The organism is Streptomyces sp. MB09-02B (assembly GCF_033794485.1).
Classification (GTDB): domain Bacteria; phylum Actinomycetota; class Actinomycetes; order Streptomycetales; family Streptomycetaceae; genus Streptomyces.
In genome coordinates, this window is record NZ_JARGEE010000121.1 from 1 (window position 1) to 22,412 (window position 22,412).

The 22,412-nt window shown below is 66.7% G+C and carries 29 protein-coding genes, 1 tRNA gene and 1 riboswitch; of the genes, 15 read left to right on the plus strand and 15 right to left on the minus strand.

Annotated features, from left to right (window positions below):
* Window positions 1-1,177: 1,177 nt before the first annotated feature.
* Together P1P70_RS18710 and P1P70_RS18715 are read right to left on the minus strand one after the other, a co-directional pair.
* Window positions 1,178-1,393, minus strand: a complete 216-nt coding sequence (locus P1P70_RS18710) for a hypothetical protein (protein ID WP_319238979.1) — start codon at window positions 1,391-1,393, stop codon at window positions 1,178-1,180.
* A gap of 2 nt (window positions 1,394-1,395) precedes the next feature.
* A complete protein-coding gene (locus P1P70_RS18715) occupies window positions 1,396-1,608 on the minus strand; it encodes a hypothetical protein (RefSeq protein ID WP_319238981.1) in 213 nt (70 codons plus the stop codon).
* Window positions 1,609-1,711: 103 nt separating this feature from the next.
* Between P1P70_RS18715 and P1P70_RS18720 the strand changes: the two genes are divergently transcribed.
* The 5 genes from P1P70_RS18720 to P1P70_RS18740 all read left to right on the plus strand — a co-directional run bounded on the left by P1P70_RS18720 (window position 1,712) and on the right by P1P70_RS18740 (window position 5,150).
* Window positions 1,712-2,017, plus strand: coding sequence for a hypothetical protein (locus P1P70_RS18720; RefSeq protein WP_319238984.1), 306 nt, complete (start codon window positions 1,712-1,714; stop codon window positions 2,015-2,017).
* A complete protein-coding gene (locus P1P70_RS18725; protein WP_319238987.1) occupies window positions 1,998-2,522 on the plus strand; it encodes a DUF6879 family protein in 525 nt (174 codons plus the stop codon). Before P1P70_RS18720 ends, P1P70_RS18725 begins: the two co-directional genes overlap by 20 nt.
* Before the next feature lie 19 nt (window positions 2,523-2,541).
* Window positions 2,542-3,390 carry a helix-turn-helix transcriptional regulator gene (locus P1P70_RS18730; protein WP_319238990.1) on the plus strand — a complete coding sequence of 283 codons (849 nt, stop codon included), beginning with the start codon at window positions 2,542-2,544 and terminating at the stop codon, window positions 3,388-3,390.
* A gap of 71 nt (window positions 3,391-3,461) precedes the next feature.
* Window positions 3,462-4,409, plus strand: a complete 948-nt coding sequence (locus P1P70_RS18735) for a hypothetical protein (RefSeq protein WP_319238993.1) — start codon at window positions 3,462-3,464, stop codon at window positions 4,407-4,409.
* 285 nt (window positions 4,410-4,694) lie between these two features.
* Complete coding sequence (locus P1P70_RS18740) at window positions 4,695-5,150, plus strand: hypothetical protein (protein ID WP_319238996.1); 456 nt, start codon at window positions 4,695-4,697, stop codon at window positions 5,148-5,150.
* Window positions 5,151-5,258: 108 nt separating this feature from the next.
* Here the strand turns inward: P1P70_RS18740 and P1P70_RS18745 are convergent, their stop codons facing one another.
* The 8 genes from P1P70_RS18745 to P1P70_RS18780 form a co-directional block, all read right to left on the minus strand.
* Window positions 5,259-5,858: a hypothetical protein gene (locus P1P70_RS18745; protein ID WP_319238999.1), complete on the minus strand. Its 600-nt coding sequence runs from the start codon at window positions 5,856-5,858 to the stop codon at window positions 5,259-5,261.
* On the minus strand, window positions 5,855-6,079 hold the full coding sequence (locus P1P70_RS18750) for a hypothetical protein (RefSeq protein WP_319239002.1): 225 nt from the start codon (window positions 6,077-6,079) through the stop codon (window positions 5,855-5,857). Before P1P70_RS18750 ends, P1P70_RS18745 begins: the two co-directional genes overlap by 4 nt.
* A 37-nt stretch (window positions 6,080-6,116) precedes the next feature.
* Entirely contained in the window at window positions 6,117-6,356 is a 240-nt protein-coding gene (locus P1P70_RS18755; protein WP_319239005.1) for a hypothetical protein, read from the minus strand.
* Complete coding sequence (locus P1P70_RS18760) at window positions 6,356-7,375, minus strand: HK97 family phage prohead protease (protein WP_319239007.1); 1,020 nt, start codon at window positions 7,373-7,375, stop codon at window positions 6,356-6,358. The genes P1P70_RS18755 and P1P70_RS18760 overlap by 1 nt, the downstream gene beginning before the upstream one ends.
* Window positions 7,376-7,747, minus strand: coding sequence for a hypothetical protein (locus tag P1P70_RS18765; protein WP_319239010.1), 372 nt, complete (start codon window positions 7,745-7,747; stop codon window positions 7,376-7,378).
* Window positions 7,744-8,142, minus strand: a complete 399-nt coding sequence (locus P1P70_RS18770; RefSeq protein WP_319239012.1) for a hypothetical protein — start codon at window positions 8,140-8,142, stop codon at window positions 7,744-7,746. Before P1P70_RS18770 ends, P1P70_RS18765 begins: the two co-directional genes overlap by 4 nt.
* A gap of 162 nt (window positions 8,143-8,304) precedes the next feature.
* Window positions 8,305-9,726, minus strand: coding sequence for an AAA family ATPase (locus P1P70_RS18775; RefSeq protein ID WP_319239015.1), 1,422 nt, complete (start codon window positions 9,724-9,726; stop codon window positions 8,305-8,307).
* 156 nt (window positions 9,727-9,882) lie between these two features.
* A complete protein-coding gene (locus tag P1P70_RS18780) occupies window positions 9,883-10,071 on the minus strand; it encodes a helix-turn-helix domain-containing protein (RefSeq protein ID WP_319239017.1) in 189 nt (62 codons plus the stop codon).
* Window positions 10,072-10,158: 87 nt separating this feature from the next.
* Between P1P70_RS18780 and P1P70_RS18785 the strand changes: the two genes are divergently transcribed.
* The 3 genes from P1P70_RS18785 to P1P70_RS18795 all read left to right on the plus strand — a co-directional run bounded on the left by P1P70_RS18785 (window position 10,159) and on the right by P1P70_RS18795 (window position 12,840).
* The gene (locus P1P70_RS18785; protein WP_319239020.1) at window positions 10,159-10,680 is read left to right on the plus strand and encodes a helix-turn-helix transcriptional regulator; all 522 of its coding nucleotides are present in this window, start codon (window positions 10,159-10,161) and stop codon (window positions 10,678-10,680) included.
* Between the two features lie 100 nt (window positions 10,681-10,780).
* Window positions 10,781-11,818, plus strand: a complete 1,038-nt coding sequence (locus P1P70_RS18790; RefSeq protein ID WP_319239023.1) for a tyrosine-type recombinase/integrase — start codon at window positions 10,781-10,783, stop codon at window positions 11,816-11,818.
* A gap of 269 nt (window positions 11,819-12,087) precedes the next feature.
* On the plus strand, window positions 12,088-12,840 hold the full coding sequence (locus P1P70_RS18795; RefSeq protein ID WP_319239026.1) for an MBL fold metallo-hydrolase: 753 nt from the start codon (window positions 12,088-12,090) through the stop codon (window positions 12,838-12,840).
* A 112-nt stretch (window positions 12,841-12,952) separates the two neighbouring features.
* Here the strand turns inward: P1P70_RS18795 and P1P70_RS18800 are convergent, their stop codons facing one another.
* Window positions 12,953-14,230, minus strand: a complete 1,278-nt coding sequence (locus tag P1P70_RS18800; protein ID WP_319239029.1) for a PTS transporter subunit EIIC — start codon at window positions 14,228-14,230, stop codon at window positions 12,953-12,955.
* Window positions 14,231-14,542: 312 nt separating this feature from the next.
* On the opposite strand from P1P70_RS18800, the gene P1P70_RS18805 reads away from it, so the two are divergent.
* The 4 genes from P1P70_RS18805 to rdgB all read left to right on the plus strand — a co-directional run bounded on the left by P1P70_RS18805 (window position 14,543) and on the right by rdgB (window position 16,816).
* Window positions 14,543-14,776 (plus strand): glucose PTS transporter subunit EIIB, encoded by a 234-nt coding sequence (locus tag P1P70_RS18805; protein WP_045560653.1) that lies wholly within the window; start codon window positions 14,543-14,545, stop codon window positions 14,774-14,776.
* A gap of 60 nt (window positions 14,777-14,836) precedes the next feature.
* Window positions 14,837-15,574, plus strand: a complete 738-nt coding sequence (gene rph / locus P1P70_RS18810; RefSeq protein ID WP_319239032.1) for a ribonuclease PH — start codon at window positions 14,837-14,839, stop codon at window positions 15,572-15,574.
* Between the two features lie 198 nt (window positions 15,575-15,772).
* Window positions 15,773-16,171, plus strand: coding sequence for a hypothetical protein (locus tag P1P70_RS18815; RefSeq protein WP_319239035.1), 399 nt, complete (start codon window positions 15,773-15,775; stop codon window positions 16,169-16,171).
* A gap of 42 nt (window positions 16,172-16,213) precedes the next feature.
* The gene (rdgB, locus tag P1P70_RS18820) at window positions 16,214-16,816 is read left to right on the plus strand and encodes an RdgB/HAM1 family non-canonical purine NTP pyrophosphatase (RefSeq protein WP_319239038.1); all 603 of its coding nucleotides are present in this window, start codon (window positions 16,214-16,216) and stop codon (window positions 16,814-16,816) included.
* Window positions 16,817-16,881: 65 nt separating this feature from the next.
* Here rdgB and P1P70_RS18825 read toward each other — a convergent pair.
* From P1P70_RS18825 to bcp, 3 genes are all read right to left on the minus strand, one after another.
* Window positions 16,882-16,964 (minus strand) — tRNA-Leu (locus P1P70_RS18825).
* Window positions 16,965-17,018: 54 nt separating this feature from the next.
* Entirely contained in the window at window positions 17,019-18,014 is a 996-nt protein-coding gene (locus P1P70_RS18830; protein WP_319239044.1) for an HNH endonuclease, read from the minus strand.
* A 146-nt stretch (window positions 18,015-18,160) separates the two neighbouring features.
* Window positions 18,161-18,628, minus strand: coding sequence for a thioredoxin-dependent thiol peroxidase (gene bcp / locus P1P70_RS18835; protein WP_319239041.1), 468 nt, complete (start codon window positions 18,626-18,628; stop codon window positions 18,161-18,163).
* Between the two features lie 105 nt (window positions 18,629-18,733).
* Between bcp and P1P70_RS18840 the strand changes: the two genes are divergently transcribed.
* From P1P70_RS18840 to P1P70_RS18850, 3 genes are all read left to right on the plus strand, one after another.
* The gene (locus tag P1P70_RS18840) at window positions 18,734-19,063 is read left to right on the plus strand and encodes a DUF3618 domain-containing protein (protein WP_060884540.1); all 330 of its coding nucleotides are present in this window, start codon (window positions 18,734-18,736) and stop codon (window positions 19,061-19,063) included.
* A gap of 22 nt (window positions 19,064-19,085) precedes the next feature.
* Window positions 19,086-19,427 (plus strand): GroES family chaperonin, encoded by a 342-nt coding sequence (locus tag P1P70_RS18845; protein ID WP_033525031.1) that lies wholly within the window; start codon window positions 19,086-19,088, stop codon window positions 19,425-19,427.
* A gap of 143 nt (window positions 19,428-19,570) precedes the next feature.
* Window positions 19,571-19,631, plus strand: a riboswitch (guanidine-III (ykkC-III) riboswitch).
* A gap of 35 nt (window positions 19,632-19,666) precedes the next feature.
* Window positions 19,667-19,987: a DMT family transporter gene (locus tag P1P70_RS18850; protein WP_045560647.1), complete on the plus strand. Its 321-nt coding sequence runs from the start codon at window positions 19,667-19,669 to the stop codon at window positions 19,985-19,987.
* A 10-nt stretch (window positions 19,988-19,997) separates the two neighbouring features.
* Here P1P70_RS18850 and P1P70_RS18855 read toward each other — a convergent pair.
* Window positions 19,998-22,412 (minus strand): transglycosylase domain-containing protein (locus P1P70_RS18855; protein WP_413471491.1); only part of this gene is annotated, 2,415 nt, incomplete at its 5' end.

The following is a 22,412-nucleotide window of genomic DNA, read 5'->3' on the forward strand; positions in this document are numbered from 1 at the left end:
TAAGGGATGTGTGTTGCTTTTATGTCTGTGTGTTTCTGGTTCGTCACACGTCGTCGTATTACCTTAGACACATTGGTGACAACACTCACGCGCGCTCCACAATTCTTGTCGTGGCGAGCCTCGGCGTCGCACGCGCGTGCGCCGCGAAGGCCCACCACCAGCCGAACCGGTGACAGCACAGGTGAGTTCGCCCACAACTGATTTGGGCACGTCGGCTACCTGGGCCGATGCCGGAGATGCGTGGCTGACGTGCGAGAACGCCCCTCATTGGATCGCATCGTTTTGCGGCGGTTCTCGCCTGAATGTGCCCTGAATGTGCCCTCGTCTACAAGCGCGGCGTGACGCCGAGGAGTGAGTCGCGCTGCCAGCTTTAGCTGTCTTGCTCTACAGAGATCCAGTTCCACTCTTGTTGTTTAACGACGTGATTGATCTCCCCCTTGATGCGCCATCCGTCCATCCACCTGCCGTGTCCGTGGTTCCGGGCCCTACACGAACACGTACAGATGTGGCCTCGGGCATTGAGGCAAATGGTCTTGCACTCCTCTGTGCTGTCGTACTGGCGACCGACTGCGATATGCGGGTAACGCCGAAGAAGAGCCCTCGCCAGTTTGATGAAGTGGGCGCTTGCAACCGTCCAGCACTTCTGGCCTGGATCCCAGTCCAGGTGCACCCTGCTCGACAGGCACTGCGCGATGAGCTCTTCCATGCGGGCTTGGGTCCGGCGAGGGGCCCACACGGCCACACGCCCATCCGCGGAGAGAGCGACCGACGGCAGCACTGCGCCATCCCACTCCGGGAACTCCTCCGGAGGCGCTACGAATGTGCGTCGGAGCTCAGGCCCTTCATCTGGTCGCCCGACGGTTTTCAAGCGGCGCGGGGTGCCGTGGTTCTCCCGCCGATCCGGCCTGTATCGCTTCGTCGATGAGTCTGGGCAGATCCTGCCTTGATCAGGCCGAAAGTGTGTCGCAACGAAGCCGGACGCGGCATGAACTCTGATCTTGGCTCCACAGGTCACGCATACGTCGGCAATGTACTTAGAGACCACCAATCCCCCCGGTTCACGGCATCGGGGGAAACCGTAGCGTCCATGCGAGCCAGCAGGAATCCCCGCTCGCGAGGAAGCTGTACGAACTGAGCTCCTACCGCTCGACGAGTGCGGTAGGGCGGGCGGACTCTCTCAGGCCGCCGGGGTCCGCATGGCCTCGGCCATCCGCTCGGCCACAGCCGCGCGCACCATGCCCAGGTGCACGTACGGCTTGCCGCTGTGGGTGACCATCGGGCGCACGCCGCCCCAGACGCTTTCGGGGAGGCCTAGACCGGCCAGGGCTTCCCTGATTGCCTCCGCTGCGTCCGTGGCCTGCTTACGGCCATCGCGATAGGTCTGCATGTCCATCGTCACGAGTGCCCGCCCCCGGCATGGTCGCGGATCTCGGTGGCATGCTTCGCAGCCTGCGTGATGTCGTCCTTGTTCTTCGCGATGGTGAGCTGCTTCCAGTTCGCAGCGCATACCTTGCAGCCGGGGACCGGCGCACAGTCCAGCAGCCAAGCGTTGAAGCCGACCGGCAGCTCCACCGGCGGCTCCTGGGTTGTCTTGTGCTTGGTGACCATGGACGCTCCCCGACTCGTGTGACTCCGGTTGAAGGACCGTAGGTAGGCGAACACTGGCCGGTCCACGAAGTTGCACGCGGTTGCACGAGGGGCATGGGTGCCCTTGACCACATCTTCCGCCCAGGTGAGGCTCACCGTGCAACCAGCAGCAACCGGCTCGACGTTGGGAGAGGCAATGGAGCTACGGTTCGTCGGCAAAGATCCAGAGTCCGGAGATCACGGATGCCCGGCCGTGTGGGTGGATGAGAAGACGCAGGATCTCGTCATCCAGGGTGTGACGGCCGATGCCGACACGCTCGCCCGGACCGTCCAGGACAGCCCGCTTCCGGACTATGAGGGCGTGATCCGGCTACCGCAGCGCATGATTCCGCTGCTGAGGGAGGCACTTGATGGCGCAGAGCCTCAGTAGCTTTGCGGACCTGATCCGTTCCGTGGAGCACTCCGCCGTGCACCTTGAGATGCGCGACGTGTACGCGATCTCGAACGAGGACGACGGGTTCGCGGCATGGAAGCGAGGTCACCGGCTCGACCCCGGTGACCGCGAGTCATGGTGGCGTCCGTGGCTCGATCTGGTTCAGGAGGTCACCGCGAAGGGTGTCGTCATGCGCCGCGCCCGCATCGTCTCCGAGCCGGTCAGCGAGTACATCAGCTACGAGCACTCGTTCACCTTCACCAACGTCGCCGCAGGCGAGGAGATCCGCTGGCTTCCGAGGCGGCAAACATCGGAACTCGCGCTGCCGGGCAACGACTTTTGGCTCTTCGACGGCCGCGTGGTTCAGTTCAACGTCTTTGATGGCGCAGGACGTTGGGTGCACACCGACCAGACGGACGAGCCGGCGGTCGCCCGCTTGTGCTCGACCGCGTTCGACGCTGTCTGGGAGCGCGCCATCCCGCACGAGAAGTACGCCATCTGAAAGCCCGGTACGCCAGTTCATGCCTACGTCCCCGCTGTCCACCGCCCAGGCTGCCCGTGCGGCCATTGCTTCTCGCCTGGACGAGATCCGGAGGGATGCCGGGCTGAGTGGGCTTGAACTGGCGACGCGTTGCGGCTGGCACAAGTCCAAGGCGTCCCGCATAGCACGGGCCAAGACCGCGCCATCCGACGAGGACATCCGGGCATGGTGCCGGGCCTGTGACGCTGAGGATCAGGCAGCGGATCTGATCGCTGCCTCCCGCTCCGCCGAGTCCATGTACGTCCAGTGGCGGCAGATCCACCGGGACGGCATGCGGCGCGTCCACGAGAAGACCGTCCCGCTGTACGAGCGGACGGCTCACTTTCGCGTCTACGCCTCGAACGTGGTTCCCGGCATGCTCCAGACCGCCGACTACGCGGCCGGGCTTCTGAGGGCCATCACGGATTTCCAGGGCACCCCTGATGACGTGGCCGACGCCGTGCAGGCACGGTTGAACCGGTCCCGCGTCGTCCACGAGGGCAACCACCGGTTCGCTCTGCTGCTGGAAGAGACGGTCCTCTACTACCGGGTCTGCGACGACGACGCGATGGCCCGGCAGCTCCGGTACCTGCTGGAGATCATGGCCCGGCCGAACATCTCCCTTGGGATAATCCCCTTCACGGCCCGGCGCACGGTGTGGCCACTGGAAGCCTTCTACGCCTTCGATGACGTCCAGGTGGCCGTGGAGACGCTGACGGCCGAGGTCAACATCACGGCCCCCGGCGAGATCCGCACGTACCTGAGGGCGTTCGCCAAGCTGTCCCGGATAGCGGTCCACGGACGCGAGGCGAGGGACCGCATCAGCAGAGCCCTCGATTCTCTGGGCTGAGGTCCTGGGAGCCTTCGCCTCCAAGAATCTGGTCGCAGTCTGTACTACAAGGCGACTACCGTCCTGTTTTTATGAACGACGCGCTCTCCTTCGAGAGCTTCTTCCAGGGTGCCAAGAAGGCCGCCCACAAGGCCATGGACGACCATGGCCGCCCGGAGTACAACGAGTTCGCCCTCCACGCCGGTGTCGCGGTTGAGTTGCTCGCCAAGGCGGTCCTGGTCTCAAAGAACCCGATCTACATCGCGGAACCTCGAAACGAGGACATGCTGCTGTTCTTCGGCGGTTACCTCCAGGTGGACGAGGAGAAGGTCCGCACCGTCGGGGCGAAGGGTGCCATCGCCCGCCTCCGGAAGATCGGCGTGCTCCAGGCGGACGCTCAGCTGGACCTGCTGATCGCGATGCGCGATGGGGCGGCCCACGCCGCCAGCGACAGCCTCCAGGCCAAGGGGATGATCTCTCCCCTCGCCCGGACGATCGAGACGCTGCTTGGCGATCTCGGCAAACCGCTGGACGTCTTCTGGGAACGGTGGACGGAGGCCGTCAAGGCCGCCGTGAACGAGCAGGAGGACCAGGTCTTCCGGGACGTGCAGCTTCGGATCACCCAGGCGCGCCACGCTTTTGAGGACCAGTTCGCACGTCTCCCGGCGGAGTACAAAGAGCGCGCCCTCAAGGCACTCCAGCCCCGCAAGGAAGAAGGGCTAGTCTCGTCGGTCGTGCTCATGGAGGGCGACGTCGTCGCCCTACAGACTTCGGGCGGTGACTGCCCCGCCTGCGGCGGACAGGCCCTCCTGACCTTCGAGCCGGTCGGTCGGACGGGCACGGATACGCACTACTCCGCGAACGGCTTCGTCTGCTCGCTGTGCCCCTTCGAGGCTAAGGGAGCAGACGAGATGGCCGCACTGCGGAAGGCCAACACCCCTGTGCTCGTGGGCACGATGACGGCGATGACTATGTCCATCTCGCATGGTCGCACTCTCTCCCCGGAGGAGCTGAAGGTCGGCGAGACCAAGGCAGGTTGATCGTCACGTCGAAGGTTCCATGGCCGGGTCACACCTTGATCGGTTCTGCATCGTGGAATAGAGAGAGAAAACGCTGACTGGGCGGGGGTCAGTGGCCTCGTTCTAATTCATGCGGACCCCCCACCCCCCAGATAAGCCCCCGTGTGCTCTATTCGGCAGCGGAGATCCCAGTGCTCGGAGATCGGTGCTGATGAACGCATGCCATCCGGCGGCCAGGCTCGGGGGCTAGCGCGAGTGGCGCTGGACAGGAGTACACCTAGTGGTAGGACCGCAAAGAGGTACACCATGAAGCACCGGAGTATTGTCTCAGCATTTGTGTCATTGGCTGCTGTCAGCGGGCTAGCGTTGGGTGGCTGCACCACTGAAGACGGTGAGTCCACACCGGCTCCGACCCAGGAAACACAGACCAATGAGGGCGGCGAAGAGCCCCAAGGTGGTCGGGAAGAACCTGAAGCCAACGAGCGCCAGGATCTCCTCAGTTTCAAGATCGATGATCGCTCGCAGGCTGGGATCACGAGCATATGGGTAACGTGGACGATCAAGAACAACAGTTCCGAGAAGTCCAACTACTCCTGGGACTGGGAAGCCGTCGACGCTAACAGCACCAGAGTAGCGAACGGCACTCAGCTGGAAAACGACGTGCAGCCTGGCCAAACAGCAAATGGTGAATTCCCCACCACGCTGAAGACCTCGGATGTCAAGCTCAACATCACCGACTTCAATCGCACCAAGGCTTTCTAGCCGTTGCAGTGCAGAACGAAGGGTTTCATGAGATCCGCCCCCATATAGCTGGAGCCAGCCCCTTCGCCGGAAAGAGGTGGAAACGGCGAAGGGGCCAGACCCTCAGATTCACGGCGCCGCTGCCCCCGGCGCGAGCAGGCCCCAGTCGGCGTCGTCGCAGGCGGCCCGCAGGGCACGGTCCTGGTTCTGCTCCAGTCCGCCCAGGTACGCGCGTGCCTTGTGCAGGGCCGTCTCGGCGTCGGCGAGGGCTTCGCGGGCGGCGACGTTCTCCTTGCGGATCTTCGCGTTCTTGATGGCGTCGACGGGCTTGCGCATGAAGCCACGGTCGATCGTCAACGTCACGTCGGAGTCGTCGCGGGCGAGGAAGCCACGGCCGGAGGCGGAGAGGATCGCGGGGGTCGCCCGGTCGTCGACTCCCGCACGCACAGCGGCCCTTGCCGCCTGGAAGTGGCGCTGTTCCGCCTCGGTGTGGTTCGCCCTGGCCTCTTCGGCGATCTTCGCGGCCTCGGCGATGGCAGGAGCGAAGGCGTCGAGGACCTTCTGCTCCTCGCGGCTGATCTCGACGGTGGGGTGGACGAGCTTGCTGTCATCGAGCTGAAGGCCGCGCATCATGCAGAAGAAGCCCAGCTTGACTTCCCTGCAAGAGAGTTCGCCGATTTCCCGGCCGCAGTGTTCGCAGGTCTCGATCTTCCTGGTGACGCGGCTCATGATCCACCTCCGGTGTTGAGGGCCTTCTTGACCGCGATGCGCTTCGCCCGGTTGATCGCGTCGATGACGTACTGGGTTTCCTCGGTGTCGAGATTCAGGAGGCGAGTTCGCAGCGTATAGAGCTGGTTGGGATGCGTGTCCCGCTCGACGTCCTGGATTTCCAGAACGTCGCGCAGCAGCTCACCCTGCTTGGCCTCGGTCGGGCTGGCGTATTCGGGCATGGTAATAACTCCCTTGCTTTCAGTGGGTGTTCGCATGTCATCCCTCCAGCTCTTCGGCGAATAGGGCGTCCTGTAGCGAGGCGAGTTCGGTATCGAGCTGTTCGTCGTCGGCGCGGGCACCAAGGACCGCAGCATTGATCGCCAGCAGGCCGATGACGAGGCTGCGGTGCGCCGTGGTGGCCATCAGCACGCGAACCGCTTCCTTGTCGCTCGCATTGAAGGCACGCAGCAGCGCCAGCGCGGCCACAACGTGGTCCCGGGAGGGCAGGGCGCTCATCAGGGCCGCCCCCTCTCGAACAGGGCCGCGAGTCCGGCCATCTGAGCGGTGTCCTCGTCTGCGCCGCCCAGGTGGGCGATCTCGTGGGCGCAGATCTCGACGGTCTTCTCCGTGCCGAGGTCGGAGCGGAGCCAGATCTCGTCCGGCACGGCCTGCGGACGGCAGAACCCTGCGATCTTCGTGTCTGTGAACTCGACCCTGGCCGGGTCGCTCTCCTCGGTGAACCAGCGCACCGTGACACCGGGGGCGTGGAGCCGGGCGAGGGTGGCTGTGGCTGCCTCGCGGGCCTTGGCCGGTACCTCGGAGCCACCCACCTCGCGGTAGCCCGCCAGGAAGCCTTCTGTGACCGCGATGCCCCGGAGTTCGTCCAGCACCTGGGCGTACGCGACATCGTCGTAGAAGCGATTCCGCAGCCGCTTCAGCTCGTTGAACTCGTCGCGCATGAACTCATCGCGAAGAGACTGGAGTTCGGCCTTCGCAGCAGCGTCGAGGGACGTGCCGGCGATGCCCCCGCGCCGCCGGTCACTCTTCACCGCGAGGAGCCTCGTATTCACGCCCGCTGCCACCAGAACGGGGCTCACTTCGTGGACGGTCATCTTGCGGAGGGTGCGCCGGTGCTGCCGTCCGTACGAGCTGTCGGGCGGGGCCTGCTTCGAGTCGTCCACGTCGAAGCCGTAACTGAAGCTGGCCAGCTCGCCGAGTTCCTTCACGGTTTCGAAGGCGTCCCGGCCGTGCGTGGTGTTCATGAAGAACTGGCCTTCGAGGACCACATCGTTGCCGTCTTCGTAGATGAAGCCCTTGCCGACCGGCTTCGCAGCACCCCACGAGGTGTGATTCCAGTCGGAAATCATGACCGGGGCACCTTCGGTGAACGCGCCAGGGGTCGTTACGTCCCCGTCCAGGTCGACGACATTGAGGGTCGCGAAGACGGCCTCGATCCGGCCCGAGGTCTCCGACTTGATTTCGACTCCGCCGACGTATTCCCTGCCGTGCGCGTCGAACGCCCGCTTATACTCCACCTATGCCACCCTCCCTCGCTTCAGCGCCTCGGCGTAGACCAGAGCGGCATCGAATTCCCACCGCCCGTTAGGCAGCCGGGTTCCGCCGAGTTCCTGGCCGAGCTGGCGGATCCTGCGAGGATTTACCCCGAGAACCCGCGCAGCTTCAGCCGAGCCCAACTTCGAATTCAAGTTTTCCGGAGTAGCGCCCGAAAGGGTTGCCGCATTGCCGGTTTCCTGGGCGGCGTCGATGATGGCGCGGAGCCGGGCACGGATTACCGGAGCATTCGCGTGGCGCGGGGCGAGCAAGTCGCACAGAGCGTCGACGACAAGTTTCTTGTCGCGGCTGGGCACGACCAGTGAGCCATCGGGGAGGACGATGGGGCGATTCACGCGGTGCCCTCCGTCCAGCTCACAGCCAGCCGCAGGGGGGCCTGCGAGGCTGGCGCGGGAGTCGTTGCCTCGATGGCTGCTGCGAGGCGCTCCAAGGCCAGCGTCTGACGTTCCTGGAGGGCTACCAGGGTGCGCAGCGTGTCGTCCACCGCGAGGATCGCCTGCACGTTGCCGCCGGACGAGCTGCCCCGGAATGCGGCCTCGGCGTGGTGGTCCTTCGCGGTCATGTCGAGACGGCAGTCGAAGTCGTTGATGTTCATGATCTTGCCTTCCTTGCTGATCTTGTTCAGGGCCTCCTTGTGTGCAGTGGGGACTGAGATGTGGATCTTCATTGCTTCATTGCTGCCCTGCTTCTTCGCGATCTTCCGGGACTGCCCCTTGGGGGCCTGGTCCACCTAGAGGCCCCCTGTAAGGGGCCCACGTGGACCGCTGGACCACCGCAGGTCAGAGGGGGTGCATTGGTGGGGTGGACCGCGAAATGCGGTCCACCTTGCCGTTTTCGCTGGTCAGGTAGGTGGACCACACGCATGGACCGCTGGACCAGCTTCCTTGCGCGGTCATCCGGATACACCTCCGGAGAGGGCTTCCCACTCGCTTCGGTGCTCGCCGATCGCACGATGGACGGCCGTCTTGGACTCCCCCGTCAGCTGCGACAGGTCACGCTCAGAGAGCTGCTCCCCGGCCTCAGCGCACAGGTCGGCGATGCGGGACCAGAGAAGGTCGCGAGGACGCGTCACAGGCGTCCACGGCCACTGACCGCCACGTTGCAACATGGGCGGCCAGGAGCGTTCATCACGCTGGCCGCGCCAGTGAGAGAGCATCCCGTTGTCGGCCAGATGGACACCGAACTCGGGCCAGCGGAGCCAGAGAGACGAGCCGTAGGGGCGCGTGGGGCGAGCACCGCCGTTCGAGGCATGGGGGGTGTGGGCTTCGAGAATGATCGCGCAGCCATACCGCGTGCGGATCTTGTCGAGCCAACGCTGGGCGATCTTTGCCGAGTCCTTGTGATCGTCGCCGTCGGGCTCCATCTTGTACAGCGGCCCGATGATCAATACATCGGGCCGGGCAGCGGCCACCTCGGCCTCAAGGATCTGCCCGCCCCAGTCGGTGAGATCGAGTCCTTCGCCGCGCACGGCGACGACCAAACCCCCGCCGTACCTGTCTCCGGCAGCCACGTGCAGGGGCCGTATCTTCCGGTGGACCTGCCGCGGCGAGTTCTCCAGGTCCACCAGCAGTACGCGGAGCGGTGCCGCCAGCGTGTCACCGCCGAAGGGGTGCAGTCCGGAAGTGAGCTGCACCGCGATCTGCCGCAGCAGGGTGCTCTTCCCCTTGCCCTCGGGACCCGTAAGGATCAAGCGGTCCTGCCGCTCCAGCAGTCCAGGAACGAGCCAGTCGGGCTCCTCGGGCACCTCGGCGAGGAAGGCGGTCAGCTCCATTCCGCACACAGCGGGAGCACCGTCCAGGCTGCGGCTATTCCTGTTCGTGGATTCATCCGGCGGCGCAGCTTCGCTGCCCTCCATCTCAGCCTTGCCCTCTGGCTGCGGCCTGGGCTTCCGGGCTCCCGCCCGCAGACCGCTGCGGATGGTGCAGGCTGCCTCTCTCAGCGGAAGTCCGCACGCGGCGGCGGCCTCGCTCAGCGCATCCTCCACCGTCTCGGCCGTGAGGTCGTTCCAGGGAGCGCCGACCAGGGTGCCGAGCGCGAACGCGGCCTCGTTCAGGGTCATGTTGCGCGTGCCCTCCGGTGCGGTGCGTACCTTGCCGGCCTCGCGCGAGAGTGCTGCTTTCGTGTACCGGTCGCGGACCGGCGGCTCGGAGTTCATATAGACGTCGGCTGCGAGCTGTGCCCACAGCCGCTGGACCTCCGGGTGTGCTTCGTACGCGGCGCACAGGGCGTCGTGGCGATCGGGGTCGGTGTCGAGCAGGGCGGCAATGCGCCTGATCGTCTCGTCGGTGCCCACTTCGGCGAAGCTGGCGGCCACCCATTCGGAGGGGTTTACCCTGGGTACGGAGACAGGATCTATTCCTTTGGAAGGGCCTCCCGACTGGGCGAAGGGGGGTCCTTCTGCTGTCTGTGCCATGTGGTTGTCCTTCGTGATCGCGAAGGCGTGCGGACCTCCTTTGGGGGATCGGGGGGCTTATGCGGCGTTGTCCCGCGACTGCTCGTCGAGCCACTTCTCGACCTCGGTCCACCGGTAGCGGACGTGCCGCCCGACCTTGATCGGTGTCGGCCCCGTACCGAGGTAGTTCCACTGATAGATCGTCCTGAGCGGGACGTGGAAGTAGTCGGCCACCTCCCTGGCGGTGGCCAGCGACTTGTTCTCCATCTTCGAGATCCCTTCGTCGATATCGCGACTGGGTTCGAAGCTACGGGCACTTGACCGAATCGTCAAGAAGGGGTAAGAATCTCGATTATGGCGACTCGACCTGTAGAGACAGGACCCACCGGCGAACGCGTAGCTGCCAACATCGCAAAGATCCGGAGGCAACGGGGTTGGGACCAGCGGAAGTTGGCGGACCGGATGACCGAAGTGGGTCGGCCCATGCGGGCGTCTGTCATCAGCAAGATCGAGAAGGGTGACCGGCGGGTGGACGTGGATGACCTTGTTGCCCTGGCCAGAGCCCTGAAAGTCTCGCCGGTCACGCTCATGCTGCCGGGCAGAGACGAGCGCGAACCGGTGCCACTGCTGCCAGGAGAGACAGTCTCCTGGCAGGGGGCGTGGCGCTGGATGCACGCCTCCGCACCGCCTCCCGAGGACGTGCGGGAAGACGACTTCATCGGCCTCCTCAACTGGCTAGCGGAGAACCGCCCGTACCTCAGCGAAGGCGAGTTTCGTCGACAGCACCCAGGGGTGCACGAGAAGGCGGCTGATCAATTCATGGACACGGACACCAGGGAAGAGGAAGAGGGCGAGGAGGATGGCCCAGGTAGTTGACCGGTGGCACAAGGCCCGGCCAGGCCCCGACGACAAGCCGTGCGCGGAGCACCGCACCAAGACGACGAAGGTCGTACCCTCCGCCGACCACGGCAGGGGCATGCGCTGGCAGGTCCGGTACCGCGACGCCCAGGGCGAGCAGCGAAAGGAGAACTTCGCTAGGAAGCCGGACGTCGACCGTCGCGCAGCCGAGATCACTACGGATCTGGCCAGGGGGCGGTATGTCGATCCTCGTGACCAGAAGATCACGTTCAAGGGGTACGCCGAGCAGTGGCGCAAGGCGCAGCCGCATCGGGCGACCACCGCGCGGGATGTCGAGAGCGTCCTGCGGCTGTATGTCTATCCAACGTTCGGCGACCGGCGGCTGATGTCGATCCGGCCGGGGGAGCTGCAAGCCTGGCTGACCGGTCTGGTCCGGGTCCACGGGCTGGCCCCCCGTACTGCCAGGAAGGTGCAACAGAAGATTGCAGCTGTGTTCCACGCGGCTGCCCGCGACCAGCTCATTCCGACGTCACCCTGCGGCGGCCTCAAAGGGCCGGAGGTCCCGCACACGGAGATCGCCCCTCTTACGGCAGGGCAGATCCATGCCCTCGCAAAGGCCCTGCCCGACCGGTACAGGCTGCTTGTCGTTCTCGGGGCAGGAAGCGGTCTGCGCCCTGGTGAGCTGTTCGGTCTCCAGGTCCGCCACGTCGACTTCCTGCGGCGCACCGTGAAGGTCGAGCAGCAGGTACAGCGGGCCTACCCCGGTGTGGTGGTTTGCCCGCCCAAGACGAAGCGGTCGTACCGCACGGTGCCGGTTCCCCAGACCGTCATCGATGCCGTCGCTCTCCACCTCAAGAAGCACCCGGCAGCACCGGACGACTTCGTGTTCGCGGGGCCGGTCAATGCTGATCACTTCATGGACAAGGTGTGGCGTCCCGCGGTGAAGGCCGCGGGGCTTCCGAAGGGCACTCGGCTTCACGATCTCAGGCACACGTACGCGTCAGTCTTGATCAGGCACGGGAAGGGCCCCAAGACGGTGTCCGCGCGTCTCGGCGACACGGTCACTGTGGCCATGGAGACGTACGGACATCTGTTCCCTGACGAAGACGAGGACACCCGCGAGGCGGTCGAAGAGTTCCTGCTGGAGGCCGCCTGAATGTGCCCTCGATGTGCCCTCGGATCTTGGTCGAACGGCTGAGCGCCTGGTAACCCGGATGGCAGCGCCTGTCAGGTGAGTTCGCCCACAACGGCCCCTGGCGGAGGAGCGACGCACCCTTTTGCGCCTTACGCTCAACGGACCGCACCACCCGTGTTGCACCCATGCCCGTCCTTCGCAACCCCGCCAACTGCAATGCGCAACCCGTCTGCACGTCACGACTGACACGACTGTCACGACTTCACGCCAGCGCGGAGGTTACAGCTCCTATGAAGCTCACCGTCGTCGGCTGCTCGGGGTCGTTCCCGTCCGCGGAATCGGCCTGCTCGAGCTACCTCGTAGAGGCCGACGGCTTCCGGCTGCTCCTCGACATGGGCAACGGTGCCCTGGGCGAGCTGCAGCGCCACTGCGGTCTCTACGACCTCGACGCGATCTTCCTCAGCCATCTGCACGCCGACCACTGCATCGACATGTGCGCGTACTTCGTCGCACGGTACTACCGCCACGACGGCGGCCGCTGCGACCCCATCCCGGTCTACGGACCGGAGGGCACCGAGCAGCGCCTGACCACGGCCTACGCCGACACCCCGTCCGCCTCCTCCATGAGCGAGGTCTTCGACTTCCACACGGTCAAGCCGAGCACGTTCGAGATCGGCCCGTTCACCGTCCACACGGAACGGGTCGCCCACCCCGTCGAGGCGTACGGCATCCGGATCGAACACGGCGGCCGGGTCCTGACGTACTCCGGGGACACCGGCGTCACCGACACCCTGGACGAACTGGCCCGCGACGCCGACCTGTTCCTGTGCGAGGCTGCCTTCACGCACGGCAAGGAGAACATCCCGGACCTCCACCTCAACGGCCGCGAGGCCGGTGAGACGGCCGCCCGGGCAAACGCTCGCCGTCTCGTCCTCACCCACGTCCCCCCGTGGACGGACCCCCAGGTCAACCTGGTCGACGCCCGCGCGGTGTACGACGGCCCGGTGGAACTGGCGGTGCCCAGGGTGACGTACGAGATCTGAGGACGCCGTACGCGATCCGAGCAGGCGTACGGATGCGAGCACGACGTACGCGAAAGGCCCCCGGAGCGGACTCTGGGGGCCTTCCTCGAGCTCGGGGGAGCCGTGGCGGCGGCTACTTGGCCTCCGCCTTCTGGAGCTCGGCGAGCTCCTCGTCCGACTCCCGGCCGGGGGTCGGCAGGTTGAAGCGGACGATCGCGAAACGGAAGATCACGTAGTAAAGGGCACCGAAGCAGAGGCCCACCAGGAGCAGGGCCCAGGGCTTGGTGGCGATGCCCAGGTTGAGGCCGAAGTCGATCACGCCGGCCGAGAAGCCGAAGCCGTCCTTCATGCCGAGCGCCCAGGTCAGGGCCATGGAGATGCCGGTGAGCACGGCGTGGATGGCGTACAGGACGGGCGCGATGAACATGAACGTGAACTCGATCGGCTCGGTGACACCGGTGAAGAACGAGGTCAGCGCCATGGAGAACATCATGCCGCCGACCACCGCGCGCCGTTCCGGACGGGCCGTGTGGTAGATCGCGAGACAGACGGCCGGCAGGCCGAACATCATGATCGGGAAGAAGCCGGTCATGAACTGTCCGGCGGTCGGGTCGCCGGCCAGGAAGCGCGCGATGTCACCGCTCTTGCCCTCGTACGAACCGGCCTGGAACCACGGGAAGGAGTTGAGCAGGTGGTGCATGCCGACCGGGATCAGCGCGCGGTTGGCCACACCGAAGATGCCCGCGCCGACCGCGCCCGAACCGACCAGCCACTCGCCGAAGTGGTGCAGACCCGCGCCGAGGACCGGCCAGATGTAACCGAAGACGATGCCGATGACCAGGCCCGCGAAGGCGGCCAGGATGGGCACTAGGCGGCGGCCGCCGAAGAAGCCGGCCCAGTCCGGCAGCTTGGTGCGGTAAAAGCGCTGGTAGAGCAGGGCGACGACCAGGCCCATCACCACACCGCCGAGGACGCCGGCGTTGACGGACGCGTCCACCATCACGACCTTGCCTTCGACGACCGTGCCCACCTGGGGGAGGTTGGAGTCGGTGAAGGTGCCGAGGACCTTCTGGAAGACGAGGTAGCCGACGACCGCGGCGAGGGCGGTCGAGCCGTCCGACTTCTTCGCGAAGCCGATCGCGATGCCGACCGCGAACAACAGCGGCATGTTGTCGAGGACGGCGCCACCGCCGGCAGCCATGAAGCTCGCGAACTTGGTGATGAACCAGGGGAGCGACTCGCTGCCCAGCAGGTCGTCGGCGCCGAGCCGGACGAGCAGGGCGGCGGCCGGCAGGACGGCGACCGGCAGCATCAGGCTGCGCCCGATACGCTGCAGCACAGCCATCGTGCGAGAGCCCCAGCCGGGGCCCTTGTTGTCTGCGGCCGCGGGAGCGGCGCTGGCCGTGGTCACAACTTCCTCCATGAGAGCAGAGCGCCACCCGGGGACGGGAGTGTGGGGGAGGGCAGCACGGGAGAGGTCTACACCATTCAGTGGTGTAGACCTGTTGTAGCACGGCGGGGTGCGGCCAAGGAACCCGCGATTCCCGTTTTATGCCTTCGTGATGTCGCCCGGCCTCCGCCCCCCGTTTCCCCCGCGACGAGCGCCCCCGCTCGGCGGGCGCACGGCACGAGCGGGCCTACGGCTTGGCGGGCGGCCCCCGCGTGGTGTAGACCAGTCGCGAACGATCCGCAACGCTTCACACGGTCACCAGGGAGAGTCGCCATGGCCACCAAGGCTGAGAAGATCGTCGCCGGGCTCGGCGGCCTCGACAACATCGACGAGGTCGAGGGCTGCATCACCCGCCTGCGCACCGAGGTCCACGACGCCTCCCTCGTCGACGAGGCCGCCCTCAAAGCCGCCGGCGCCCACGGCGTCGTCAAGATGGGCACCGCCATCCAGGTCGTCATCGGCACCGACGCCGACCCCATCGCGGCGGAGATCGAGGACATGATGTAGGGCCCCGAGGCCCTCAATCCGGTGAGGGGGTGTCCCACGACACCCCCTAAGCTCAGCGGCATGTCTCGAATCGACGGCCGCACGCCCGAACAGCTCCGCCCGGTCACCATCGAACGCGGGTGGAGCAAGCACGCCGAGGGCTCCGTCCTCATCTCCTTCGGCGACACGAAGGTCTTCTGCACCGCCTCCGTCACCGAAGGCGTCCCCCGCTGGCGCAAGGGCAGCGGCGAGGGCTGGGTGACCGCCGAGTACTCCATGCTCCCCCGCGCCACCAACACCCGCGGCGACCGGGAATCCGTACGCGGCAAGATCGGCGGCCGCACCCACGAGATCTCCCGCCTCATCGGCCGCTCCCTGCGCGCCGTCATCGACTACAAGGCGCTCGGCGAGAACACGATCGTCCTCGACTGCGACGTCCTCCAGGCCGACGGCGGCACCCGCACGGCAGCCATCACCGGCGCCTACGTCGCCCTCGCCGACGCCGTCGCCTGGGCCCAGGGCAGGAAGCTGATCAAGGCCAACCGGCAGCCCCTCACCGGCACCGTCTCGGCCGTCTCCGTCGGCATCGTCGGCGGCGTCCCCCTCCTCGACCTCCGCTACGAGGAGGACGTGAAGGCCGACACCGACATGAACGTCGTCTGCACCGGCGACGGCCGCTTCGTCGAGGTCCAGGGCACCGCCGAGGCCGAGCCGTTCGCCCGCGACGAACTCAACTCCCTGCTGGACCTGGCCGTCTCCGGCTGTGACGAACTGGCCGCCCTTCAGCGCAAGGCGCTTGATACGGTCCTCGAAAGGTAAAGGGCGCGCCAAGAGCGAGGTCCGCCGGTGGCAACCACGGCGACCCCGTCCGCGTCCTTGCACATACGGGCGCACGGCACACCACCGTGCGCCCGGCCACACCGCAGTAGCCGTTCACGCATCACGCACATGTCTTACGCGCATGCATCACGCAGGGGGCCGTCAGGCCTGCACCCCGTCCATCAGGAGGACCGTTCCATGGCCGCCAGCCGCCGACGTCGTATGACCGCCATCGCCGGAACCGTAGCCGCCGTCGCGCTGACGGCCGGGCTCACCACCGGCTGCGACGCCGTGAACAAGGCCCTGGACTGCGTCCAGACCGCCGACGCCATCGCCCAGAGCGTGGACGACCTCCAGCAGGCCGTACAGACCGCCGCGGACGACCCCACGCAGCTGGAGGAGTCCCTCGCCTCCATCGACAAGAACCTCGACGACATCGGCGACAAGACCGACAACGCCGACGTCAACAAGGCCGTCGACTCGCTCCAGAAGGCCGTCACCGACACCCAGACCGCCGTGGAGAACGGGGACACCACCCCCGACATCAGCGGCATCACCGACGCGGCGGGCGAACTGACGAAGGTCTGCACGTCGTAACGGCCCCACGAGGCCCTGGAGCGGGTGGCGATACTGGTGGGCATGACCCGCCTGATCCTCGCCACCCGCAACGCCGGCAAGCTCACCGAGCTGAAGGCCATCCTCGCCGACGCCGGTCTGACCCACGACCTCGTCGGCGCGGACGCCTACCCGGACATCCCCGACGTCAAGGAAACCGGCGTCACCTTCGCCGAGAACGCGCTGCTGAAGGCCCACGCCCTCGCCCGCGCCACCGGTTTCCCCGCCATCGCCGACGACTCCGGCCTCTGCGTCGACGTCCTGAACGGCGCCCCCGGCATCTTCTCCGCCCGCTGGGCCGGCCGCCACGGCGACGACAAGGCCAACCTGGAACTGCTCCTGGCCCAGCTCGGCGACATCGCCGACGAACACCGCGGCGCCCACTTCAACTGCGCGGCGGCCCTCGCCCTGCCGGACGGCACGGAGAGGGTGGTCGAGGGGCAGCTGAGGGGCGTACTACGGCATGCGCCGGTGGGCACGAACGGCTTCGGCTACGACCCGATCCTCCAGCCGGAGGGCGACACCCGCACCTGCGCGGAACTGACGGCGGAGGAGAAGAACGCGATCAGCCATCGGGGGAAGGCGTTCCGGGGGTTGGTGCCGGTGCTGCGGGAGCTGTTGGGCTGAGGCGTGCCCACTGGCAAGGCCCGGCTTGCGGAAGTCGCAAGCCGGGCCTTGCGAATGAAGGTGAGTGCGGCCTGAGGGATTCGAACCCTCACGGGATTGCTCCCATCGCGCCCTAAACGCGAGGCGTCTGCCGTTCCGCCAAGGCCGCTGGCTGCTCGTCGTCAAGCATGACGGGCGGCTGCAAGTGTACGGTGATCGGCCCCTATCCTGCGAGTGGCGTTCGCTCTTTCTGTCGGCACCACGTATCTGTCAGCGCGTGGCAGTTCGGGCACAGGTACCGCAGGTTCTCCTGACGGTTGTCGTGCCAGTCCCCGTTGACGTGGTCGATCTGCAAGGTGATGCGACGGCCCAGCCATTCACCAGGGTTGCCGCAACTCGCGCACGCGTACTGCACTCCGACTTCGGCCAGGGCTCGGTGTAATTGGGCTCTGTTGGATCGTCCGGCGTGTTCGGGCAGAACGACGAGTACCCGATGAGCCGTCGGGACGGGGGCCGGGCTGTCCGGCTTGCCCCAGGCGCGGCGTTTGAAGTGGCTGGTGTCGAGTCCGAGGCGCGCTGCGGCACGCCGCACGCGTCGATGGTTGGTGTCGTTGACCGTCAGATCGAGGCCACGCATCACATCGGCATAGCTTGATGCCTGGGGGATCAGGGTGCGAAGTGCGTCCTCGGGAATCGCCAAACGGGTGTGGGTGAAGTGCTGTGTGTCAACGTCCCGTTCGCGCAACATGCGTAGCAGCGTGGCGCGCGAGCGGCTGTCGTCCGGAACCCCCAATGAGCGCGCCACGCCGCGCACGCTGTGCGCTGTGGCTGCGGCTGCTCTCAGTTCCTCGGTGGTGAAGGGTAGGTCCAGCTGCGGGCGGTCGATACCTGGGAAATGGCTGATGTCGATTCCTGCCGCGTCGATGCGGCGTCGGATATGGGACAGCGTGCCGGTGGCCGGAGTGGCGCCCAGCTTGAGTGCTACCTCACGCAGTGAGGAGGATGAGGCGGTGGCTTCGGCGATGGCGGCGTCCGGGTATTTGCGCCACGGGCTGCGCTTGACGAAATGGCTTGTGTCCAGCCCGTGACTGGCGACCTTTTCTTGCAGTACACGTCGCTGCCCCCCGCTTGTCCGGAGATCGAGCCGCCGCATCAGGTCTGTCCAGTTGCGTGCCTCGGCGACGGCGGGAACGAGTCGTTCCCGGCGGTACGCATCCATGCTCACCCACCCCTCCCATTCGACTGTTTGATCAGTCCTCGTATGAAGTAACGAACTGCAGATCGGACAGTCACGTCCGGGATGCGGAACGGCCCGTACCGGATCGTTCCGGTACGGGCCGCGTCCTACGAGGCGCGAGGGAGGACTCAGATGCCCAGGTCCTTGATGATCTTGGCTACGTGGCCCGTCGCGCGGACGTTGTAGAGGGCGTGTTCGACCTTGCCCTCCTCGTCGACGATGATCGTGGAGCGGATGACGCCCAGGTAGGTCTTGCCGTAGTTCTTCTTCTCGCCGAAGGCCGCGTAGGCGTCCAGTACCGTCTTGTCGGGGTCGCCGAGAAGGGTGACCTTCAGGGACTCCTTCTCGCGGAACTTGGCGAGTTTCTCCGGCTTGTCGGGGGAGATGCCGATGACGTCGTACCCGGCGTCCGCGAGGAGCTCCAGGTTGTCGGTGAAGTCGCAGGCCTGCTTGGTGCAGCCGGGGGTCAGGGCGGCCGGGTAGAAGTAGACGATGACCTTGCGGCCCTTGTGGTCGGACAGGGACACCTCGTTGCCGTCGGCGTCCGGGAGGGTGAAGGCGGGGGCCACGTCGCCGGGCTGGAGTCGCTCGCTCATCGGTCCAGCGTAATGGCGGGCCCTGGCGGTGCCGCTCGGGGTGGAGCTGACAGACTGTCCGTAACCAAGGGATTTCAGGGACAACCGACTACGGGAGGCCGCGCGGTGGCGGAGAGCTCGGACATCAGGACCCCGGCCGAGATCGAGGCGGACATCAAGCGCCGCCGCGAGACCCTCGCCGAGACGCTCGACGAGATCGGCGTCCGGGTCCACCCCAGGACCATCGTGGGCGACGCGAAGGCCAAGGTCGTCTCCAACATCGACCACACCCTCGGCGCGGCGTACGTCTCGGTCAACCGTGTGGTCGGTGACGTCAGGGGTCAGTTCGTCGACGAGGACGGCGCGCCCCGGGTCGAGCGCATCGTGCCCGTCGCCCTCGTGGTCGTCGCGGTCGTGGGGCTCCTGGCCCTCGGCACTCGGCGTCGTCGGGTCTGACGGGGACAGGTAGGTTCGGGGTGTGAGCGAGAAGACCCAGCACGACAAGTTGCCCATCCGGATGCTGCACGACCGTGTGCTCGTGCGGCAGGACACCGCCGAGGGCGAGCGGCGTTCCGGCGGCGGCATCCTGATCCCCGCGACGGCGGCCGTCGGCCGGCGTCTCGCCTGGGCCGAGGTCGTGGCGGTCGGCCAGAACGTCCGGACCGTCGAGCCCGGCGACCGGGTCCTCTACGACCCCGAGGACCGCGCCGAGGTCGAGGTCAGGGGCGTGGCGTACGTCCTGATGCGGGAGCGCGATCTGCACGCCGTGGCGGCGGACCGGTTCGAGGGGTCGGAGGATTCCACCGGCCTGTATCTCTGACCTGCTACCTCTGGCCTGTACCTCTGGCCTGTATCTCTGGCCTGTATCTCTGGCCTGTATCTCTGGCCTGTATCTCTGATTCGCAGGCAATGAAGGCGGTGGGGGCTGGTGACCATGGTCACCAGCCCCCACCGCCTTGTGCTTGCTACCTTTGAGGGACCCGACGAGACGCGCCGTACCGGGCCAAGGAAAAGACGACGCACCCCCGATTCTTCGCATGGATCACGGAGGTGCCCGTCATGGCCTGGGTTCTGCTCGTCGTCGCCGGACTGCTCGAGGTCGGCTGGTCGATCGGGATGAAGTACACCGACGGATTCACCCGGCCGTTGCCCAGTGTGCTGACCGGTGCCGGGATCGTCGCCAGCATGCTGCTGCTGTCCTACGCCGCGCGCACCCTGCCCATCGGCACGGCGTACGGCGTGTGGGTGGGCATCGGGGCGGCCGGGGCGGCGGTGTTCGGCATGGTGTGGCTGGGGGAGCCGGCCACCGCCGCCCGGATCTTCTTCGTGTGTCTGCTGCTCGTGGCCGTGGTGGGGCTGAAGGCCACCTCCGGCCACTGAGCGGCCGCGGCTAGCCGAACGGCCCCACCGAGGTCTCGCCTCCCGAGGTCGCTCCGCCGTCGGTCGTTCCTCCGTCGGCTGTCGCACCGCCGTCGGTCGTCCCTCCGTCGGCTGTCGCTCCGCCGGAGGAGTCGGTTCCGCCGTCGGTCGAGGGGCCGCCGGTGGACGCCGAGCCTCCGTCCGTCGCCGTACCGCCCGTGGAGGCCGTTCCGCCGTCGGTCGCGGGTGTGCCGCCGCCGGTGGTGGTGCCGTTGTCGGTGCTGTCGCCCGTCGGGTCGCCGGTCTCCTCGCCGCCCGTGGGGTCGCCGGTCTCCTCGTCGCCGGTGGCGCCCGGCTCATCGGCAGGGGTGCTCGGCGGGGTGATCACGACGTCCGCGCCGACCTGGAGGTCGAGGTCGAACTCCTTGACCTTCTTGCCCTTCAGGGCGGCCTTGGTGAACTGCGCCCAGATCTCGGTGGGCGCCCCACCACCGTTGATGCGGGGCAGGCCCATCGCGCCGTAGAGCGGCTTGTGGGCGCCCGTCTTGGGGTCCTGGCCCATCACGGAGACGACGGTGGCGAGGTCGGGGGTGTAGCCCGCGAACCAGGCCGCCTTGTCCTCCTCGGCGGTGCCGGTCTTGCCGGCGACGGGGTGGCCGGAGGCCTGCGCGGCGGTGGCGGTGCCGCTCTGGACGACGCTCTGCAGGATGGAGGTGGTGGTGTCGGCGGCCTTGCGGCTGACGGCCTGGGTGGACTCCGTGGTCGGGAGCTTGACGACCTCGCCGTCCTTGCTGATCTTCTCGATCATGGTGTACGTGCCGTGCTTGCCGTGGTTGGCCAGCGTGGCGTACGCCTCCGTCATGTCGAGGACGCTGGCGGTGGCGGTGCCCAGGGCGATGGACGGGTACGGGTTCATGTCCGGGGTGTTCTTGGGCAGCCCGAGGTCGATCGCGGTCTTCTCGACCTTCTCGGGGCCGACGTCCACGGCCATCTGCGCGTACACCGAGTTCACCGAGCTCTGGGTGGCCTGGCGGACGGAGATGTTGCCGTAGTTGACGTAGTCCTCGTTCTCGGGGTCGTACACCGGGCCGGGCCAGCCCACCACGGGGCGCTTGTTGGTGCCGTCGTAGACGGTGTTCGGGGTGATCGCCTGTCCGCTCTGGGTGTTGGAGGCGTTCTCCACGGCGGAGGTGAACACGAACGGCTTGAAGGTGGAGCCGACCTGGAAGTCGCGGCGGGTCGCGTTGTTGACGTACTGCTTGGTGTAGTCGATGCCGCCGTACATCGCGATGACCTTGCCGGTCTTCGGGTCGATGGAGGCACCGCCGGCGCGGACGTAGTTGTCGACCTTGCGGTTCTTCTTGTCGAGTTTGTCCATCAGTTGGTCGTCGACGGCCTTGACGAAGGCGTTCTGCATCTTGGGCTGGATGGTGGTGGTGATGCGGTAGCCACCGCCGTTCTCCAGCGCCTCCTCGTCGATGATCTTGTGGTCGTAGAGGTACGACTTGATGGCCTCGACGAGGTAGCCGCGCTGGCCGGAGAAGGCGCTGGACGTGGTGGACTGCTTCGGCATCGGGAACTTGGCGCCGGTCCGCTCGGACTGCTTGAGCCAGCCCTCCTTGACCATGCCGTCGAGGACGTAGTTCCAGCGGGCGACCGCCGCGCCCTTGTTCTCGGGGTGGGCGACGACGTCGTACATGCTCGGCGCGTTGACGAGGGCGGCGAGGTAGGCGCCCTGCTCGGCGGTGAGTTCGTCGGCGTCCACGCCGTAGTAGGCCTGGGCGGCGGCCTGGATGCCGTAGGCGTTGCGGCCGAAGAAGCTGGTGTTGAGGTAGCCCTCCAGGATCTCGTCCTTGGTGACCTCGCGGTCCAGCTTGATCGCGATGAAGAACTCCTTCACCTTGCGGGTGACGGTCTGGTCCTGGGCCAGGTAGTAGTTTTTCACGTACTGCTGGGTGATGGTGGAGCCGGACTGTTTGCCCTTGCCGGTCGCGGTGTTCCAGGCCGCGCGGGCCATCGCCTTGAGGTCGATGGCCGGCTCGGAGTAGAAGTCGCGGTCCTCGGCGGCCAGTACGGCCTGCTGGGCGGCCTTGGAGACCTTCGACAGCGGGACGTTCTCGCGGTTGACCTCGCCGTCGCGGGCGATCTGGGTGCCGTCCGCGTACAGGTACACGTTGCTCTGCTTGGTCGCGGCGTCCTGCGGTTTGGGGATGTGGACCAGGTTGTAGCCCAGCACGAAGGCGCCGACGATCAGCATGAGGCCGACCACGAAGGCGCCGAGCACCATGCGCCAGGTGGGGATCAGCCGCTTGAAGCCGGTGCGCTTGGGCCGCTTGGGCTTCTTGCCCTTGCCGCCGCCCGCGGGGGCCGGGGTGATGTCGGGCACGGCGGCGGGCGCGGCGGCGGAGGCGGCGGCCGTGGGGGTGGTCTTCGGGGCGGCCTTGTC

Bases quoted from the DNA above. Each gene is read 5' to 3' on its own strand.
- P1P70_RS18710 (WP_319238979.1), bottom strand. From the start codon at position 1,393: ATGGACATGCAGACCTATCGCGATGGCCGTAAGCAGGCCACGGACGCA.
- P1P70_RS18715 (WP_319238981.1), bottom strand. From the start codon at position 1,608: ATGGTCACCAAGCACAAGACAACCCAGGAGCCGCCGGTGGAGCTGCCG.
- P1P70_RS18725 (WP_319238987.1), top strand. From the start codon at position 1,998: ATGGCGCAGAGCCTCAGTAGCTTTGCGGACCTGATCCGTTCCGTGGAG.
- P1P70_RS18730 (WP_319238990.1), top strand. From the start codon at position 2,542: ATGCCTACGTCCCCGCTGTCCACCGCCCAGGCTGCCCGTGCGGCCATT.
- P1P70_RS18735 (WP_319238993.1), top strand. From the start codon at position 3,462: ATGAACGACGCGCTCTCCTTCGAGAGCTTCTTCCAGGGTGCCAAGAAG.
- P1P70_RS18740 (WP_319238996.1), top strand. From the start codon at position 4,695: ATGAAGCACCGGAGTATTGTCTCAGCATTTGTGTCATTGGCTGCTGTC.
- P1P70_RS18745 (WP_319238999.1), bottom strand. From the start codon at position 5,858: ATGAGCCGCGTCACCAGGAAGATCGAGACCTGCGAACACTGCGGCCGG.
- P1P70_RS18750 (WP_319239002.1), bottom strand. From the start codon at position 6,079: ATGCCCGAATACGCCAGCCCGACCGAGGCCAAGCAGGGTGAGCTGCTG.
- P1P70_RS18755 (WP_319239005.1), bottom strand. From the start codon at position 6,356: ATGAGCGCCCTGCCCTCCCGGGACCACGTTGTGGCCGCGCTGGCGCTG.
- P1P70_RS18780 (WP_319239017.1), bottom strand. From the start codon at position 10,071: ATGGAGAACAAGTCGCTGGCCACCGCCAGGGAGGTGGCCGACTACTTC.
- P1P70_RS18785 (WP_319239020.1), top strand. From the start codon at position 10,159: ATGGCGACTCGACCTGTAGAGACAGGACCCACCGGCGAACGCGTAGCT.
- P1P70_RS18790 (WP_319239023.1), top strand. From the start codon at position 10,781: ATGCGCTGGCAGGTCCGGTACCGCGACGCCCAGGGCGAGCAGCGAAAG.
- P1P70_RS18795 (WP_319239026.1), top strand. From the start codon at position 12,088: ATGAAGCTCACCGTCGTCGGCTGCTCGGGGTCGTTCCCGTCCGCGGAA.
- P1P70_RS18805 (WP_045560653.1), top strand. From the start codon at position 14,543: ATGGCCACCAAGGCTGAGAAGATCGTCGCCGGGCTCGGCGGCCTCGAC.
- rph (WP_319239032.1), top strand. From the start codon at position 14,837: ATGTCTCGAATCGACGGCCGCACGCCCGAACAGCTCCGCCCGGTCACC.
- P1P70_RS18815 (WP_319239035.1), top strand. From the start codon at position 15,773: ATGGCCGCCAGCCGCCGACGTCGTATGACCGCCATCGCCGGAACCGTA.
- rdgB (WP_319239038.1), top strand. From the start codon at position 16,214: ATGACCCGCCTGATCCTCGCCACCCGCAACGCCGGCAAGCTCACCGAG.
- P1P70_RS18830 (WP_319239044.1), bottom strand. From the start codon at position 18,014: ATGGATGCGTACCGCCGGGAACGACTCGTTCCCGCCGTCGCCGAGGCA.
- bcp (WP_319239041.1), bottom strand. From the start codon at position 18,628: ATGAGCGAGCGACTCCAGCCCGGCGACGTGGCCCCCGCCTTCACCCTC.
- P1P70_RS18850 (WP_045560647.1), top strand. From the start codon at position 19,667: ATGGCCTGGGTTCTGCTCGTCGTCGCCGGACTGCTCGAGGTCGGCTGG.